At 45.6% G+C, this 18536-nt stretch carries 13 protein-coding genes; 5 read left to right on the top strand and 8 right to left on the bottom strand.

Annotated features, from left to right (window positions below):
* Nucleotides 1-402: 402 nt before the first annotated feature.
* Nucleotides 403-1893 (bottom strand): RNA-binding domain-containing protein, encoded by a 1491-nt coding sequence (locus ONT19_RS08425; RefSeq protein WP_264952730.1) that lies wholly within the window; start codon nucleotides 1891-1893, stop codon nucleotides 403-405.
* Nucleotides 1894-1935: 42 nt separating this feature from the next.
* Nucleotides 1936-2535 carry an HU family DNA-binding protein gene (locus ONT19_RS08420; protein WP_118416613.1) on the bottom strand — a complete coding sequence of 200 codons (600 nt, stop codon included), beginning with the start codon at nucleotides 2533-2535 and terminating at the stop codon, nucleotides 1936-1938.
* A gap of 504 nt (nucleotides 2536-3039) precedes the next feature.
* Here ONT19_RS08420 and ONT19_RS08415 point away from each other — a divergent pair.
* Both ONT19_RS08415 and ONT19_RS08410 read left to right on the top strand, forming a co-directional pair.
* Nucleotides 3040-4296, top strand: a complete 1257-nt coding sequence (locus ONT19_RS08415) for an ATP-binding protein (protein ID WP_264952731.1) — start codon at nucleotides 3040-3042, stop codon at nucleotides 4294-4296.
* Nucleotides 4297-4577: 281 nt separating this feature from the next.
* The gene (locus ONT19_RS08410; protein ID WP_220429172.1) at nucleotides 4578-5585 is read left to right on the top strand and encodes a virulence RhuM family protein; all 1008 of its coding nucleotides are present in this window, start codon (nucleotides 4578-4580) and stop codon (nucleotides 5583-5585) included.
* A 211-nt stretch (nucleotides 5586-5796) separates the two neighbouring features.
* On the opposite strand, the gene ONT19_RS08405 is transcribed toward ONT19_RS08410, so the two are convergent.
* Entirely contained in the window at nucleotides 5797-8334 is a 2538-nt protein-coding gene (locus ONT19_RS08405) for a glycosyl hydrolase 115 family protein (RefSeq protein WP_264952732.1), read from the bottom strand.
* A 209-nt stretch (nucleotides 8335-8543) separates the two neighbouring features.
* Between ONT19_RS08405 and dnaG the strand changes: the two genes are divergently transcribed.
* The gene (gene dnaG, locus ONT19_RS08400; protein WP_153092889.1) at nucleotides 8544-10505 is read left to right on the top strand and encodes a DNA primase; all 1962 of its coding nucleotides are present in this window, start codon (nucleotides 8544-8546) and stop codon (nucleotides 10503-10505) included.
* Between the two features lie 69 nt (nucleotides 10506-10574).
* A complete protein-coding gene (gene cls, locus ONT19_RS08395) occupies nucleotides 10575-11999 on the top strand; it encodes a cardiolipin synthase (protein ID WP_264952734.1) in 1425 nt (474 codons plus the stop codon).
* A gap of 48 nt (nucleotides 12000-12047) precedes the next feature.
* Here cls and rsmD read toward each other — a convergent pair whose 3' ends face one another.
* Genes rsmD through ONT19_RS08380 form a run of 3 tightly spaced genes read right to left on the bottom strand, consistent with a single transcriptional unit; the run spans nucleotide 12048 to nucleotide 13967 of the window.
* A complete protein-coding gene (gene rsmD, locus ONT19_RS08390) occupies nucleotides 12048-12617 on the bottom strand; it encodes a 16S rRNA (guanine(966)-N(2))-methyltransferase RsmD (RefSeq protein ID WP_264953085.1) in 570 nt (189 codons plus the stop codon).
* Between the two features lie 55 nt (nucleotides 12618-12672).
* Nucleotides 12673-13482, bottom strand: a complete 810-nt coding sequence (locus tag ONT19_RS08385; protein WP_006847081.1) for a DUF3822 family protein — start codon at nucleotides 13480-13482, stop codon at nucleotides 12673-12675.
* A 5-nt stretch (nucleotides 13483-13487) separates the two neighbouring features.
* The gene (locus tag ONT19_RS08380; RefSeq protein WP_117586237.1) at nucleotides 13488-13967 is read right to left on the bottom strand and encodes a hypothetical protein; all 480 of its coding nucleotides are present in this window, start codon (nucleotides 13965-13967) and stop codon (nucleotides 13488-13490) included.
* 77 nt (nucleotides 13968-14044) lie between these two features.
* Between ONT19_RS08380 and ONT19_RS08375 the strand changes: the two genes are divergently transcribed.
* Nucleotides 14045-15574, top strand: a complete 1530-nt coding sequence (locus ONT19_RS08375; RefSeq protein ID WP_264952736.1) for an ATP-dependent DNA helicase — start codon at nucleotides 14045-14047, stop codon at nucleotides 15572-15574.
* Nucleotides 15575-15635: 61 nt separating this feature from the next.
* Here ONT19_RS08375 and ONT19_RS08370 read toward each other — a convergent pair whose 3' ends face one another.
* Together ONT19_RS08370 and ONT19_RS08365 are read right to left on the bottom strand one after the other, a co-directional pair.
* A complete protein-coding gene (locus tag ONT19_RS08370; RefSeq protein WP_153083755.1) occupies nucleotides 15636-16430 on the bottom strand; it encodes a DUF6266 family protein in 795 nt (264 codons plus the stop codon).
* 204 nt (nucleotides 16431-16634) lie between these two features.
* Nucleotides 16635-18518 (bottom strand): DUF3987 domain-containing protein, encoded by a 1884-nt coding sequence (locus tag ONT19_RS08365; RefSeq protein WP_264952738.1) that lies wholly within the window; start codon nucleotides 18516-18518, stop codon nucleotides 16635-16637.
* Nucleotides 18519-18536 lie beyond the last annotated feature (18 nt).

The raw sequence follows: 18536 nt of genomic DNA, 5'->3' as shown, positions 1-18536 counted from the left end.
CTATAGTGTTGGCTTCATAATGAAAATTAGCATTTTTTCTTGATGCTTTTGCATGTCATCGGCATTCCACTCATACCCAAATTCTCGCTTGCTGCCAGTCTTGATGCCTTCATCGTAATTGTCCTTGGCATACCTGTAGCATGATTCTGAATTTCTATGGATCTACGTTTATCACTGCATCCCAAAGTAGTGAAGAATCTTTCTCGAAGAGATGAACTTTATTTTTATTCTTTTTTGTGACATAGTTACCAACATGGTTACCGACATAGTTACTATAGCTCTGTTACTAGCTCTGTTACTATTTCGTGAAAAGTAACAGAGCTAGTAATTGCTGACTCTGTCGTTGACTATATCGTTGACACTGTCGTTCTGTATCAAAACAAAACGACAGAGTCGGATTGTTTATATTGTCTCCAAGAACAACAAACCCTTTTTGGTTGTTCTGTATTGCTGTTTAGGGCTTGTCGGCTTGTCAGGAACCGTAAGTTCCAGATAATCATGTTTGAGCAGTGGCTCGATGAATGCTTTGAAGTTCCATTGTTGATACGTAACACCAATTAAATCGTATATTTCCTTTCTGTATTTTGGTTCTTTGCAGAACTTAAGGATGGATACAACTTTGTCTGTTGCATCTGTATATGTATTATCACCTTCAGCTCTGTTAGTAGCTCTGTTAGTAGCTCTGTTAGTAGCTCTGTTAGTAGCTCTGTCATTATCCAACCAAAAAGTGACAGTGCTGGTACAAATATCACTCTCAAAAGTCACGTCATTTCCTGTGATTTCCTTCCACTCATTCATCATGTCGAAACCATAACCGATGGTTTCTGATAGATTTACCAGTCTGAATATCTTGGCGATAATCGGGTTGCGAGGATTGGAATAGAGATGGTTGCCCAGTTGGGATATAGGCACAGGATAGCCACCGGCATTGAAGAACTCGACTCTGTCGGTATAGATATGAATGCAGGAGTGAATGGTGCTGAATGGATCGAAGTGAGAGAGCATATTGACTAATGCTTCTCGCAAAATCTTAAACTGCGAGCGATCTTCCACATTGAAACCCTCATCGTTCATCATGAAAGGCGTATCCACGATGAGGCGCAGTCTCCTGATCATAATCTGAAAATACTCCCAAAGGTTCTCTTGCTCGGGAATGCGGTAGGTATAGCGGGTTCGGGCTTCTCTTACACTTCTACCTGGAATCTCCACCAAATCCATCCAAAACGTCGGTACATAATGACGAACCCATTCTTCTTTGCCGAAACACATCAAACCACCATAGTTCAGATGCCCTTCATTATCGGCGATGCCGATGCGCTTGCAGAAGTCGGCGATGTCATTGCTTATCAGATTGGGACGAGGACTGTATAGCTTGAAGTAATTACGATAGTCACGAATGGTGTCCTCATTGAGCATGGAGAGGTCTGAGTCTAAGAGTATTTGCTCAGACTTGATGCCGAATGATTGGTTATGAAACATGGCGGTTATCTCGCCATTGGTAGCTCGCTGGTCTCCACTGCCGAATCGGATGAATGTATTCTGTGGATTGTTATAGTAGATAGGCTTGTGGGGTGATGAGGCAATATGAAATGCCAAGACCTTATGCCCATCTATATGATAGAGCATGCTCTTGGCATCGACTGGCTCATTGAATTTCTGAGAACGCAAGGTGCCCAGGAAGTCTTGTTCCAACTTCTCTGCATTGTCAACTCCGGAGATTTCAAACTTCTTGCCATTCTGCTTTACTCCAAGCACTATCCATCCGCCGGAAGTGTTGGCGAATGCACTTACGGTTTCCCATATATTCTTAGGGAGTTCGCTCTTGGTCTCCTTAGCCTCGAAGTCCTCCCATTCGATGTCGTTGATTCTATCTATCAGCTCTTCCTTTGTCATAATAATGATGATTAAATTGAAATATAGAATTTCTTCCTCCCTTCACTTCAAGAAATAGATAGGAGCATGCTGGGTGCCTTCCTTCTCCATGATGCCTTTCTCGCAGAAATGGTTGAGCCACTTCTGTGCCATGTAAGGAGTCAAGCCAAAGAGGATGCGCAGGATGCGAGTGGTGATATAGCGGTTCTCCTGGAGATACTCCTTGATTTTCGCCAATAGCTTTTCCTCAGAGTATTTTGTGGATTGGTTGGAATAGCGAGAGCGGACGAAATGGACGTTGCGCTGTACTTCCTCCATTAGCTTACCTTCTGGACGGAAGTTGATGCCAGTGATGCGTACTTCCTTGCCCGTAATCTTCTTGTCGGGATTTTCTTCAGGCGTCTCCAGACTTGCCGACATGGAGAAGTAGCCTATCTCTGGGATATAAAAGCGGCGCCCCATGGAGAATTCTTCCACCAAAAGGTCATGAAGTTCTGCCAACACCGCAGCCACATCTCCCTTGGTGAGTGAGCAGCGATTCTGGATTTTCTCTTGCAGTTGCTTCTCGGTCATAGGTTCATGCTGCACGATTCGAACGTATTGGCGCTTTTCTCCTGTGCCCTGGGCATTGTTGAGCATGTAAATGTCGTATTTCAGTTCCATATTTCTTGTTGTTTAATGGTTCGTTGTTTTCTATATTCTTTGTCTTCTATGAAAGATGATGCAAATATATATAATAATGTGATAACTTGTATGTTTTGGTGTAAAATATTAGGTTTATTTATACATTGGTATATGTCGTGTGATTATACGGCATTTGTCATCCGGTCGTATGATTAGTGTCGTATAATCGCATGACAAATGTCATGCAATTACAAATAAGGGTTTCTTGCATCGTTATAATTGCTTTCTTGCATCGTTATAATTGCTTCCTAGCATCGTTATGGTTGCTTCCTTGCATCATATAAGTCGCAACATTGTTACCATCCATCTTACCCTTGTCAGTTTCAAGAAATACTCATTCGGAATGAGCGGTTTTGCCCTGAATTACTCATTCTGAATGAGCAAAAATGATAGAAATTACTCATTCAGAATGAACAAAAATGAAGATTTATTTGGTTGTTTACTTAAAAAATCGTATTTTTGCAAGCAAATAAATGATTGAACATGAAAGAGTTATTAAAGCAAATTATATTTGAGCAGCAGGAATACTGCAAGAATATAGCACAAGATACTGTGCCGAGAGACATAGAGGAAGAGTGGCTTACCACAACGGAGATACTGATTATTACTGGTATAAGACGTTGTGGAAAGTCTGTTTTGCTTCAGCAAATGCGCAGCAAATTGCCGGAGCAAGACTTCTTTTTCAATTTTGATGATGAGCGACTGGTCAACTTTACTGTGGCAGATTTCCAAACATTGCAAGAATGTTTCTTCGAACTCTTTGGTGAGCAGCATACCTATTATTTTGATGAGATACAGAATGTGAAGGGCTGGGAGACCTTTGTGCGCCGTCTCTACAACGAAGGCAATAAGGTGATTGTAACTGGATCAAATGCCCGAATGCTGAGTAGAGAGTTTGGCACTCATCTCACGGGGCGTTATATCGCAGTGGAGATTTTCCCTTTTTCCTTTCAAGAATACTTGCAGTTAGCAAAGGTGCAGCTGGAAGCCAAGGACTTTTATCTAACCAGCAAGCGTGCCATTCTCTTGGGGCATTTCAAGGAGTATTTGGAGAAAGGTGGATTTCCTAAGTATCTCCAGTCGCCATCCACTCGTTATCTCTCGTCACTCTACGATAGCATCATCTTCCGTGATGTGATGGCTCGTAATGGGTTGACCAATGATAAGGAGATGCAGGAACTCATCTTTTATCTTGCCAGCAATGCCACGAAGCGCATTACCTATACCTCACTGGGTAAGATAGTGGGAATCCGTCATTCGGAAACTGTCAAAAACTATTTGGAGTACATCGAGCAAACCTATATGATATTCCAGCTCATGAAGTATTCGCCATCGGTAAAGGTGCAGATGCTGAACCCGAAGAAGATTTACTTCATCGACAATGCCATCGTGAGTCGCATCGGCTTCAATGCCACTGACAATATGGGAGTGAAGTTGGAAAACATCGTGTTCATCGAGTTGAAACGCCGCGGATATGATGTTTTCTATCATGCAGATAAGAAGGAGTGCGACTTTGTTGTAAGAGAGGGTATGAGAATCATGAAGGCTTATCAGGTGACGATAGACATGAATGATGAGAAAACTCGTAAGCGAGAAATCGAGGGGCTGATGGAAGCCATGAATGCTTATGGCTTGGCTGAGGGATATATTCTTACGATGGAGGAGAAGGAAGAGCTTGAGATAGATGGCAAGCAGGTTCATGTTCTTCCTACGTGGGAATGGATGTTGAGAGAGAAGTGAAATAGAAAAAAGTGATCCTAATGTCGGGACTGTTGTTGCTTATCAGAATGGTGACATCCTGCTTTCAAAGAAAGGAAATGGAAATATAATAATGTCTAAGCATAAGTCATACAAGAATATCATTTTTTGACTTAGATAATAACAAAGACGAAACAATGATGAATAATAATATAAAATGTCCAAAGTGCAATTCAGACAATGTGCAGACAGAGGGTGTACTGCATCTTTGCTTGGATTGTGGCTATAAATGGGAGGACGCACCCCAAACTGATTTGGGAGAAATGATCATCTACCAATCTGATGATGGCGTGAAGCTTGATGTGAGATTGGAGAATAAGACGGTTTGGCTAAATGTGGAACAGATAGCAGAGCTTTTCAATAAAGGGCGCTCTACTATCAATGAGCACATATTGAATATATTCAAGGAAGGAGAATTGGATGAAAAAGTGGTTTGTCGGAAATTCCGACAGACCACTCAGCATGGTGCTATGGCAGGAAAAACCCAAAGCAAAGAAGTGAAGTTCTATAACCTTGATGTTATCATATCTGTGGGCTATCGTGTAAAATCTATTCAAGGCACACGTTTCCGTCAATGGGCTACAGAGCGACTGAATGAGTACATCGTAAAAGGGTTTACGATGGACGATGAACGACTCAAAAATCTTGGTGGTGGCAACTATTGGAAAGAGTTGCTTGACCGTATCCGTGATATTCGTTCGTCAGAAAAGGTGCTCTATCGACAAGTTCTGGACATCTATGCCACAAGTGTTGACTATGACCCTCGAACTGATGCCTCAAAGCTTTTCTTTAAAATCGTGCAAAATAAATTGCACTATGCTGCTCATGGGCATACTGCGGCAGAAGTTATCTATGAGCGTGCGGATGCCGACAAACCATTTATGGGCTTGACGACATTTGAGGGCGAACTACCAGCTATCAAAGACATCAAAATAGCCAAGAACTATCTGAAAGAAAATGAGCTGAAGATACTCAATAATCTTGTTTCCGGTTATTTTGACTTTGCCGAGATTATGGCAATGGAGCATCGCCCAGTCTATATGATGGATTATGTGAAACAACTTGATACTATCCTGCAATCCACAGGGCGACCTTTGTTGAAGGGGTCGGGAAGTATCAGCCATGAAGAGGCAATGGACAAAGCTATAGCTGAGTATCGAAAATATCAGGTAAAGGTATTAACTCCAGTAGAGGAGGCTTATCTTGAATCCATCAATGCTTTGGGAAAAATTGCAAAGCGCAAGGGAAGACAATCGGGGGAAAATCATTAATGTAACGTTCTGATGAGAATCATGTAACCTCTTACTTCCCTTAACTTCCCCACATGCGAAAGTTCAGTATAAAAATGTTCATCTGACAGGAGAGTCTAATCCCCAGCCTGCTTGAGAAAAAAGGCTGGGGATTTCTGATCTTACATCACAGTAAATTCCGGATAAATAGTTATTCAACGTATATAAACTGGCAGGTTTGTATGCAGCCAGTCTAAATCACCTTGACTCTCTTTTTTCCTTCTCTTCCATCAATCACGATTTTCTCGAAGACGATGGCTGGGTCGTTAGGAGTGAGGGTGAGGGTGTGGATGCTATCGGATGAGGCTGGCAGCTCTAGCTCTATCACCTTGTCCACGATGCGAGTGGCTATCGTTGGATAATAGATATTGTAGATGTTCTCCGGCTTCTCGTTCAAATCTTTGTTGAAGTTAACCTCTACAGGAGAAGCGCCATCTAAACTTACACCATAGGTTAAGCCGCCCTTGTTGAGATAATCCAAGGTTGATTTGGTAATCACATGAATGCGAACCTTCTGCTTGCCATTAAATGCCTTGCCATCCGAAGTTTTGCTAATTTGCATCTTAAACTTGTAAGTGATGCTGGCTCCCTTTACACTCTTGGTATATGGCATCAGAGTCATTGCCGATACGCTCTTGCCCATGAATGGGATCTCTGTCCATTTTGCCTCGGTAGCATCCGTCTTGCTGCTATAATAAGGTGCTTCGATTTCTACCACGCCATCATTGCCAGCTATCACCGTTTCATTAGAAGATGTTGATACCCGGAAGAGCTTAGGACAGGTGTCCTTCTCGAAGGCATCGTTCCATGAGGTGTAGCCGATGTGCTTCTGCGTCATCATGCCGTTCCATTTGCCACCAGCCATCTTGTGGTTGTATTCATCGCAAATCAAAGAGTCTCTCTTGAAATGGTTCTCGCATTCATCCGCCCAGATGTTCGCCTTCGGGTTGCCCTGCTCATAGAGCTGATTGTTCATCGCTTGGGCAAAGTACATCTGGTGCAGATTGCTCATCACTTCGATAGGGAAGAGGATGATCTGACGGTAGGCGTCATGATAGGCTGCTGGCAGACAGTTGTACTGGCGCAAGGCATCGGCTTCTATCTTCAGATACTGGTTCACCACTTCCTGCCATTCGCCGTTTTCCAGGCTGTAGGTGTTTTTGTCGAGCATCTCTGGGGTGCAGCGACCATTGTACTTGCAGATGAGGTTGAGTAATCTTGCTGCCTCGTCAGCTTGCTCCTCGCCAAACTGCTGGGCGCACCAGTCGCGGGTATGACGGGTGATGTTGTTTACATCGTATTTACGTGGATTCCAAGCCATGTCCATAAACTGGCTGATAGGATATTCCATCGGCTTGAGGTCGCCCACGTTGAGAATCCAGAGACGGTCAATGCCATTCTCGTAAGCAAGCGTCAACTGCTCCCAAGGATTTTGCACAGGAGTAACGTTGAGCATCTTTGAGTTTCTTGGAGCACCTACGTAATCTACGTGATAGTATAAGCCCCAACCGCCTTTGTGCTTGCGTTCCTTGGCATTCGGCACACGGCGCACGTTACCCCAGTTGTCATCGCAGAGCAGGAGGGTTACGTCATCTGGCACCTTCATACCCTTGTCGTAGTAATCCAATACCTCTTTATATAGTGCCCAAACCTGTGGGGTTTCGCTTGCCTTCTTTCCGGTTACGTCAGCGATAATCTTACGCTGGTCGTTGATGATGTTGGTCATCAGCTTTGTATCAGCTTTGTCGCTCATCGCCTCGTCGCCGTCGCCACGCATGCCGATGGTTACAATCTGTTCGGTACCCTTCATTCGCTCAATGCCTTCACGGAAGAACTTCTGCAGGTTTGCCTTGTTCTTCTGATAGTTCCAAGGTCCCCATCCCTTTCGGTTGCGGGCGTATTCCTGATGGTTACGTGCCATCGGCTCATGATGGGAAGTACTCATCACTACGCCCATCTCATCTGCCGTCTTCTCGTTTTCAGGGTCATCGGCATAGAAAGCCCAGCCCCACATGGCGGGCCACATCATGTTACCTCTCAGTCGCAATACCAGTTCGAAGACGCGCTGATAGAAACGGTGGTCGCCATATCCGGTGCCGTAGGTGTTCTTTACCCAAGAGGTGAGGCAGGGAGCTTCATCGTTGAGGAAGATGCCGCGATAGCGTACGGCTGGTTCACCATCTGTATAGATTCCCTTGTTTACGAAAATGGAATCGTGATGCTCTACAGGTACGTCTGCCCAGTCATACCAAGGCGATACGCCCATCTGCTGCGAGAGTTCGTAGATGCCGTAGATGGTGCCTCGTCGGTCGCTGCCAGCAATGACGAGCTGACCATCTATGAGCGTGATGATAAACTTTTCACGTTTGCCCTTCAGCAGATTTCCGTTGATGCGCTTCTGTTTCACCAGTTGGTCGATGGCTGCAGAATGGCCGATGGTGCCTACGAGGATAGCTGGTCGGGCTGTGTCGGCTTTTTTCAGAAAACCGGCATCCGAGGTGAGGGTGGCTGTGGCTCCACTCACACTTTTGATATCTTTCAGCAGGGCATGAGCAGCATAGCTCACTCCTTTGCAGTCGTTGGTGTCCATGTAGATTTCTACCCGGTTATTGGCATTCAGCAGCAAGTCTCCTTGCTTGAAATTTACAAATCTGTCGGCTGCGCTCATGCTGATTGTTGAGAGCAGGGCAGCGCCAGCCAGGAATGTTTGCTTGATGTTGTTTAGTTTCATGTTTATTTATTTTGTTGTTATTTTATCCGATTGTCAGCAATGTGTTTTTGCCGGTTGCAAAGATAGCCAAAACTATCCGAATGTACCTTTTTTTATGTAAACTTTAGTTTTTAATATGTTTCATTTTTACTTTTCTGTCCGTTTCTCTTTGTGTTTTCAAAGAAAAATAGTAATTTTGCATAGTAAAAACAGAAAAAAGAATATATATAATGATAGACAGACCGACGATAGCAAAAATTATGGATGCCACCAAGATAGAAGAGGTGGTATCTGAGTTTGTTACGCTCAAGAAGCGTGGCATCAATTATGTCGGCTTGTGTCCTTTTCATAACGATTCCAATCCATCTTTCTCTGTATCTCCAACAAGAGGTATCTGTCATTGCTTTACCTGTGGAAAGGGAGGCAATGCAATCAACTTTCTGATGGAACTGGAACAGATGACCTATCCCGATGCTCTTCGCTGGCTCGCCAAGAAATATAAAATAGAGATTCAGGAACGGGAACTGACCAATGAAGAAAAACAGCGTGAGAGCGAAAGAGAATCCATGTTTATCGTCAACGATTGGGCGGCGAAATATTTTCAGGATATTCTCCTGCATGATGTGGATGGTATCGCTATCGGTATGGCCTATTTCCGAGGAAGAGGTTTCAGAGATGATATCATCAGAAAATTCCAGTTGGGTTTTGCGCTCCCTAAGCGTACTGCTCTTGCTGAAGCGGCTAAGGCGGCTGGCTATAATCCGAAATATCTGGTTGATACGGGACTCTGCTTCAAGGTGGATAAGGACGAAGCCGGCAATAAGTCGGGTGAGGATAAAATTCTTGACCGTTTCTCGGGCAGAGCCATCTTCCCCTGGTTCAGCGTGAGCGGCAAGGTGGTGGCTTTTGGCGGACGAGTGCTCGACAGCAGAACCAAGGGCATCAGCCAGAAATATGTCAACTCGCCTGATAGCGTTATCTATCATAAGGAGCGCGAACTCTATGGACTCTATCAGGCCAAGAAGGCGATAGCCAAGGAGGATTGTGTCTTTATGGTGGAAGGATATACCGATGTTATCTCGATGCATCAGTGTGGCATCGAAAATGTAGTGGCCAACTCGGGTACAGCGCTGAGCGTGCATCAGATTAGATTGCTGCACCGCTTTACCAGTAATATCGTTCTTCTCTATGACGGCGATAATGCGGGTATTCATGCTGCGCTGAGAGGTACCGATATGCTGCTCGAAGAAGAGATGAACGTAAAGGTGCTCTTCCTCCCTGACGGCAATGACCCTGACAGTTTCGCCCGCAGTCATTCGGCAGAGGAATTCAGAAGATATATTCAGGAGAATCAGACCGACTTCATACAGTTTAAGACCGATATTCTGCTACGCGGCGTAACAGACCCTGTAAAGCGAAGCCAGGCTATCAACTCGATTGTAGAGAGTATCTCGAAAATCAAGAATCAGATAACACGCGCTTCTTATATCACCGACTGTTCTCACCGTTTGGGCGTGAACGAGGCAATTATCGTGAATGCCTTGAACAATTTTGTGCGCAACGGTATGAGTGAGCAGGTAAAGGCAGAGCGACGTGCAGCGGGATTGAAAGATTCGACTGTAGCGGCAGCGCAGCAGGCGCAATCGGTGATGAGAGCGGTTACCCCACTGGATAAACTTCTGGAAGTAGAAGGACTTCTGGTACAGTTGATTATTCATCATGGCGACCAGCTCATCACGGTACAGGATGTAGACGGAAATGATGTGGAGGTAGCTGTGGCCCAGTATATCAGTCTTGATTTGGGTGGAGATGGCTTTAAGTTTCATAATGATTTATATAATCAGATTATGCAGGAGGCTGTGGAGCATCTCGAAAAAGAAGATGATTTTGTCGCCGAAACTTATTTTGCCAATCATCCGAATCCGGAAATCAGCAGGTTGGCAGGTTTGCCTACAGGTGACCAGGAGGTATCTACGGCTAGTCTGCAGATGAAGATGAGCGCCGATAAACTCCGTCAGTTTGTCTTTAAAGACATCTTGAGCTTCCGCACTCATTATATTGCTCAGCGTATTATTGAGGTTCAGCAGGAGTTTGCCAAGAATCCGACCAATCGTGAACTGCTGCAGGAGTTTATGAAACTCAAGCAGATGAACACGCTTCTGGCGAGTCAGGCAAACAATATCTTCAATTAACCGGAACTCCTGTCGTGTGGGGAGGAACTCTGTAATGAAGTATTAGAGATTTAAAAGGAGAAATGCTATATGATTTATTTTCACTGGATATATCTGTTGCTTTATGTCGTGATAACCGTTCCGGCTATCATCACCGTCTTGATGGACAATCGTCAGCCCGCCAAGACGATGGCATGGATATTGGTCTTCTTCTTCATCCCCTTTGTGGGTATCATCTTCTATTTCTTCTTCGGACAGAATACCCGCAAGGAACGGCTTATCAGCGACCGCAGCATGGACCAGCTCACCAAGCGCTCCATGCTCGAGTTCGTAGAGCAGGAGAATCTTCACCTGCCAGACAGCAATAAACCGCTGATGAATCTCTTTGCCAACCAGAGTTGGGCGCTGCCTTTTAAAGATAATCAGGTGGATATTTATACTGATGGCTATGATTTCTTCCTTACCTTATTATATAATATAGGACAGGCAAAGCATCATATTCATCTCGATACCTATATCTTCGAAGCCGATGCCTTGGGATATCTGATAGCTGATGCCTTGATTGATAAGGCGGAGCAGGGAGTAGAGGTGCGACTGATTTATGATGATGTAGGCTGCTGGAAGGTGAAGAATGAATTCTTTGAACGTATGCGTGATGCAGGCATTGATGTACATTCGTTCATGCCAGTCCGCTTTCCGGCTTTTACGAGTAAGGTAAACTATCGTAACCACCGCAAACTCTGTGTCATAGATGGTAAGGTGGGCTTTATCGGCGGCATGAATATAGCTCTGCGCTATGTGAAGGGTGATAAGAAACAGGCTTGGCGCGATACGCATCTCCGTATTGAGGGCGGTGGCGTTTACGCCATTCAGAGAGCCTTTCTGGTAGACTGGTATTTCGTAGACCGTACATTAGTTACCAATCGTCAGTATTATCCGCCGGTCAGTGCGCATATCCGCAACAATTGTCTCGTACAGATAGTTACGAGCAGTCCTATCAGTCCTTGGCCTGATATCATGCAGGGCTATGTCCGCATCCTGCTTCAGGCCCGGAAGTATGTGTATATGGAAACGCCTTATTTCCTGCCGACCGAACCTGTATTGTTTGCCATGAGAACAGCAGCTCTGGCGGGTGTGGATATTCGTCTGATGTTGCCCCGTCATGCTGATGCCAAACTGGTTGAGTGGGCATCACGTTCGTATGTGATGGAGGCGATAGAGGCTGGCGTAAAGGTTTATCTCTATACGGCAGGCTTTAATCATAGTAAATTGCTGGTGAGCGATGATAATCTCTGTACGATAGGCAGTACGAATATCGATTTCCGAAGTTTTGAGAATAATTTCGAAGCGAATGCGTTCTTCTTTGATGAGGGGATGGCGCAGCGCGTGAAGGCTGTCTATCTGCGGGATGAGGCGAAGAGTATCCTGGTAGATGATGTATCTTATTTCGTAAAACGTCCGTTCCTGCAGCGTCTTTTCGAGAGTACGGTAAGATTACTCTCGCCGCTGTTATAACGAATAAATCCCCGTTTGCATCTTGTCTGGTGCAAACGGGGATTTTTTCTATCTGAATATTGAGAAGTTTACGCTTCCGTAACTTCTGTGCTCCAGAAATCGTGGATGCTCGGAGAAATCATAGTCTTTGCCATGCTCAAAGACGAAGATGCCTCCTTCGTTGAGATAGTCACCATTCAGAACGAGGTCTGGAATCTGCGGCAACTCCTTCAGAGCGTATGGAGGATCGGCAAAGATAAAGTCAAACTTCTGCTTGCAGGTCTTCAGAAAACGGAATACATCACCACGAATCAGAATATCTTTGTCTTCGCCCAACTTCTGAAAACATTGGCGTATGAAGTTGGCATGATCGCGGTCGGCCTCTACGCTAATTACCCGGCTGCAGCCTCGTGATACCAGTTCGAGCGAAATGCTGCCCGTGCCGGCAAAGAGGTCGAGGGCAGAGGTATCTTCAAAATCAATATATCCCTGCAGCACATTAAAGATGTTCTCCTTTGCAAAATCTGTTGTCGGACGTGCCTTAAACGAACGTGGAATGTCGAAATGGCGTCCCTTATATAGTCCTGTTATGATTCTCATATTTACTTTGAACTTTGAATGTTGAACATTGAACTTTATGATAAGCTATTCTGTTGAATTCTTAACTATCAACTTTTAACTATCAACTCTTGTCTTACTTACTTAAGTACAGCGCCATTAAATCGAATGGCAGACCTTTAATCTCTGTGATGGGCGCACGGTTGAATTCGGCGGCAGGATTCAGAATGAAGGTCTTCTTGATATAGAGTTTCGTGTTGTAGAGGAACCAGTCCTTATCCGGAACATTGCCTGATACATGCAACTCATCCTGCATCTGGTTGAATCCTAACTGCTTCCATACATAGAGAATGAAATAGAGGGCATCCTTGGCATGCTCGGCATTGAACGAGTTGAAGAATTTGAAACGGTTCTTCTCGAAACCGAAAACGTCCAGCTTCTTGTCGTGGAAATAAACATAGAGCTTGCGGTGAATGCCGGTGAAACTGCGATGATGCAGATAGTGCCACATCGGTTGCATGATAGGTGTGAAGCGGACATCCTTGAAGTTGTCTTCTACCACCATCTTCAAATCCTTGTTGATAGGGAATACCGCTACCGCATTCAGTTCCGGCTGCACTCTGTAGAGAATGGCATCGCTGTTATGACTGTTGAAGGCATGCTGATAGAGCACATCGATATCCTCTTCATGAAATTCTTCGATAGGAACCAGCAGGATAGGCGAATCGAGATATACGCGTACCTTCTGGTATCCCCGCTGCAGGAGAGTACTCTCCTTGAAAGCCTGACGCAAGTTGGCTGCCATCGAAACACCACTCTTTACTGTATAAGGTTCATAGATGAGCTGATGCTCAGCTTCACGGTCAACTACCGAAAAGCTGAGAGTGTTTCTGCTCACGCGGATGGTGAGTCGTGCTTGCTGAATGTTGTTACCTTTTATTTGCATATCTGTTACCAATTACCTGCGTTGTTATTATCTGTCGTTAAATCGCCTATCTTGAGTCCGGGATAGTTGCCGGCATAGTTGGCCTCCTCTATCTTCTGCTGGATGGAACCTTCATCGAGTCCGTCGAGGAAGGTTTCATAACCGGCCCCACATTCCATCACCGGAATCTGCTTACCGCTTTTTCCTACGATAACCGTGGCAGCAAGTGTAAACTTCTTACCGTCGGCATAAGGAATGTATTGGGCATCTTCCTGTAAGTACTTGCCTTTTACCAGTGTCGGAAAATCGCCTGTATATACGCCGTGTTTCGCCTTGTATTTCTCTTCAGCCTGACGTATCTGCATCAGTTTCTCCTTCACCTCTGCTTCTCTGCTAGCCATGGCTTTCTGGAAGCGGATGGGCTGGCTTACACTCAGAATACAGAGTAGCATCATGATGATGACGCATGCTCCCAAAATATAATTATTCTTTATTCTTTTTCTCATTTCAAAAAGTATTATTACTTTTGCACAGCAAATAGGTGCAGTAAATTTTCTGCAAAGATACTAAAAGTTTTCGAAATATGAACATTGAAGAGTTAAAATATCAGATATTACAGCAATTTGGCTTTCCGCCAACCCCAGAACAGGCTCAGGCGCTCGATGTTTTCGTGCAGTTTATGACGGATAGTAATCCTCATGCTGTGATGATTCTCCGGGGTAGTGCGGGTACCGGTAAGACATCGCTTTCGGGTGCTATCGTCCGTACGCTCTGTGCCGTTCGCCAGAAGGTGATGCTCCTTGCTCCTACGGGTAGGGCGGCTAAGGTCTTCTCTCTGAACAGCGGGATGCCTGCCTATACCATTCATCGCCGCATCTATCGCGAAAAGGCGTTTGCCGGAGTGGATGGACAGTTCAATCTCAATGATAATCTCTATACTGATACGCTTTTTATGGTAGATGAGGCTTCGATGATTGCCAATCTGGGATTGGGCGGAACCACCTTTGGCAGCGGTTGTCTGCTAGATGATCTGGTTCATTTTGTGTATCAGGGACGTAACGACCGGCTTTTGTTGATTGGCGATAAGGCACAGTTGCCTCCTGTTGGTGAGGAAGAATCACCAGCTCTTTCTGCTGCGATGCTCCAGGGATATGGACTGTCGGTTTATGAGTGCGATTTGAACGAAGTAGTCCGTCAGAGTCAGCAGTCGGGTATTCTATTTAATGCTACCCGTATCCGCCAGATGATTACCCACGATGACATTACCCAACTGCCTAAAATCCGTTTCTCCGGTTTCTCGGATATCAGGGAGATGCCGGGCGCAGAACTCATCGAGGCACTTGGCGACAGCTATCATCAGGTAGGACTTGACGATACCATTGTGGTGACTCGTAGCAACAAGCGCGCCAACATCTTCAACCAGGGCATCCGCAACATGGTGCTTGATAGGGAAGAGGAACTCGAGAGTGGCGACATGCTGATGATTGTGAAGAACAATTATTATTGGATGGAGGAAGAAAGAAAGAAGATAAAGGAAAGGCAATTAAGTGAAGAACGAAAAGTGAAGAGTGAAAAATTTAATACTTTAGCTAATCATACAGTTCAAAGTAACGAAGTTCCAAGTCATGAGATTCCTGCTTTCTTGGCTAATGGAGATAGGGCGAAGGTGATGAAGGTGAGCCGTCGCATCGACCTCTACGGCTTTCATTTTGCCACCCTTCTGTTGAAATTCCCCGATTATGACAATTATGAACTGGAGGCTACGGTATTGCTGGATACCTTGACGAGTGAGGCTCCTGCTTTGACCCATGATCAGCAAGAGCAGCTTTTCCATAAGATAGAGGAAGATTATCAGGACATACCACTGAAGGCAGACCGTATGAAGGCAATCCGGCAAGACCCATATTTCAATGCTCTGCAAGTGAAGTTTGCCTATGCCGTTACCTGTCATAAAGCGCAGGGTGGACAGTGGTCGCATGTTTATGTAGACCAGGGCTATATGACGGATGATATGCTTACTCCCGATTATATCCATTGGCTCTATACTGCTTTCACCCGTGCCACCGAAATGCTATATCTGGTGAATTGGCCAAATACACAGATAGAAGGATGAAGATAACAAAAAGAGGGTGTGTCATAAGTCTGTGACACACCCTCTTTGTTTAGAAATGAGGTTACTCTAGACCATCGTCACCGCTTCCTTCGCTAGGATTTGTTGGGGTGGTAGTGCTGCTGTCGCCATTGTCACCCTTGTTAGAACCCTCGTTTGGTTTGTTCTTGTCGATGACACCGTCGTTGTAGAGGATGCCGTTGGCACCTTGCTCCACACTGCCATCGCTCTTCACGTCACCTACATACACAGAGTTGCTCACGCTTGAGTTTTGCACTGAGGCAAAGGCGATGTAGCAGGAGAGAAGGTCGTCAGACCAATCGACAGGGAGTTTCAACACAGTTTTGCAATCTATACGACTCGCATCTTCGGTGGTGAATACTGCCTCGCCCTTTGTGAAATTGTAGACGAGAGGCATGGCGAAATCGTCGATGCTGGCGTGGCTCTCGTCAGAGTTGTCCTCCCAGGAAAAGGTCGCCACGTTGCTTGCCACTTTCACCGTGCAGAAACGGCCCGGCATCAAGGAGCCGCTACTCACCAATACCTTGCTAGGGTCGATACCAAAGGCGGGATACTTGCCTGCCATGCAGTTGCGCACGGTGTGGCTCATGGCCGCATTGGTGGCTGTCTGGTGCTGGGTGTAGTTGCGGAAACCCACTTTCAAATAGGCTGTCATCACTTTGACAAACTTCTGTGCCATACCAAACTTGATGCGCTGTGACATCTGTTTCTCGGTACGAGGGTTCTTGATACTCTGGGCCTTGCCACGCATGTAAGCCATGCCCTTCCAACTACCACCAACTACTGTTCCTACGGTTCCATTGAATCCACCAAGGATACCTTGTTTAATTTTTCCCATAATCTTGTTCCTTTCTTTAATATTAAATTGTTAAACACTAAATGAATTCTATCTTTATCCCCTCAAAACTAAGTTTCTCGGAGCATGTATAGACTTGGTACGGAGCAGGTACGGAGAGGGTACAGAGCAAGTCTTGTCGCCGTTGAGCTAAATCATGGTCCGTAGCCCTCGTTTCCTAACCACATTGCAAAGATACTACTTTTTTCAGCACTTTCCAAGCATCGGTAGGAGGCTGCGCTCGTCTGCGTTTTGTTGCTTAACCTTCTCATATTCGCCGTTTCCTGTTCGTTTGCATAGACCGTGCTTGTTGACATATTCGCCTACATATTTCTCGGCTGTGCGCTGAGGAATGCCAAGCTTTTTTCCGATAGAAAGAACCGTTTGGCGATTGAACTTGTCGGGAAGGTTCTCGAAGAGTCTTTCGCTCTTAGGGCTTAGTTTGATTCCCAATGTTCCGTCTTCCTCCTTGTTTGGCATAAGCGTGGCAAAGATTTTTGCGGCGTGCTGCATCAGTGTGTCGGCGATGGTTATGGCATTGTCCAAGTCTTCGTCTCGGCAAATAATGGAGGTTGTTGCATTCTCAGAGATGGAGGTTGTGGAACTTTCGGAAAGCGTTTCCTCCAATCTTGCGATACTCAAAACCATGGCGATGCGGAAGGTGCTCAGTCCCAGTCGGTAGATGCTTGCCACAAAGTCTCTGCCCAACATGTTCTTGTATTCCTCCACTAGGCTCTCGAAGTATTTGTTGAATTGCTCACCTTGTGCATCAGTCAGTTCAAACAGGATGTCATTCGAGTAGGACTGACCAGTCTTTGGCTTCATACTCTTGCTAGCAACCAAATGCTGATGGATGCGGAACACACGCTTGCCGATGGTTTCCATTTCCTCGTCGATGGTGCGCTTAGCCTTGCTGAACACGTTGTGCCATTTGGCAGGAATATCCACCTTCATGAAGAGAAAGCGGGAGAAAAGTCCGTTCTCAGGTGAAGGGATGAGGTTGTTCACCTGTCCTGGTGTACCTGTGAGATAGACCGTCCATTTAGGGTTGTGAATCTCCACGTGCTCGTTCTCCTTGCGACGTCGATAGGTGATGTCCTCATGATGGAAACCCTTGCGCAGACCATCGGAGAAATTGCCATAGTCGCTCTTGAGGGTGTTGGCGAGCGAATCAGCCTCAGTCTCGAAGGTGATCCCTTGGTCGTGGTTGTCGTGGAGGGCTTGGTAGATAGCGGTAGAGGAACAGTTGGCTGGTATCAACATTGAGCGATAAGGCGGTTCCTTGGGCATAGGCATGGCAACGGACTTTTTGTTGCCCAAGGCACGCAGGTCAGCGAGTTGCTGTTGGTAATCGTCCACCTCCTGTTTATTGGCCTCACGTATTTCTTGCTCTATAGGACTCACCAGCTTGAGGCAAGCAGAGGTACGTCCTTTGCCGCTGGCTGCGTTTGCCACGAGGAAGGTGAAGAGGTTAGGATATACTCGCATGTCATCATAGATGGCGAAGACCTCTGGGAAGGCTCCGCTCAGAATGGTGATGGAGGCAAGCAAGAGCATGTCTTTCTCGGTAGGTGTCTTGCCCAAGGTTGTGATGTCCTTGAAGATTGGGGGCAAGTTGGTGGCTACTTTGTCGCTGAAGGTTGGCAGAGGGATGGGTTCTTCTGTGTTTGCATCATTTGCAGAGTTTGCAAGGTTTGCATCATTTGCAATGTTTGTAGAGATTGCGTTTTTTGTGCTGTTAGCAACTCCCATGGTAATGTTAACCCCTGCTTCCTTGGCATAACCGAAGAAAGAAGCAATGCTGATGCCAGAATGGTTGCTGTTGGAATTGAGTCGCTTGATACAGTCGTCATAGAGCTTGTCGCATTCCTTGTGGTTGTAATCGGCATTGAATCGACTGATGGCGTGGAAGAAGCTTCTGCCTTCTTCGCCCATTTCGAGCGAGATACCAAAGGCGATGTTGCGCCAACGGTTATAGCCTGCGGTGATGTCGATACCCATCTCTACGATACGATTGGTCACTGTGCGGATTTGTTCCGCAGTATTGATGTTAGCCCATTGCTTTGGGCTGAATGATTTATTTATTGTCATAAATGTAATCTCCTTATT

The organism is Segatella copri (assembly GCF_026015625.1).
Lineage (GTDB): Bacteria > Bacteroidota > Bacteroidia > Bacteroidales > Bacteroidaceae > Prevotella > Prevotella copri_H.
This window is presented reverse-complemented; position numbering and strand designations above follow the sequence as displayed.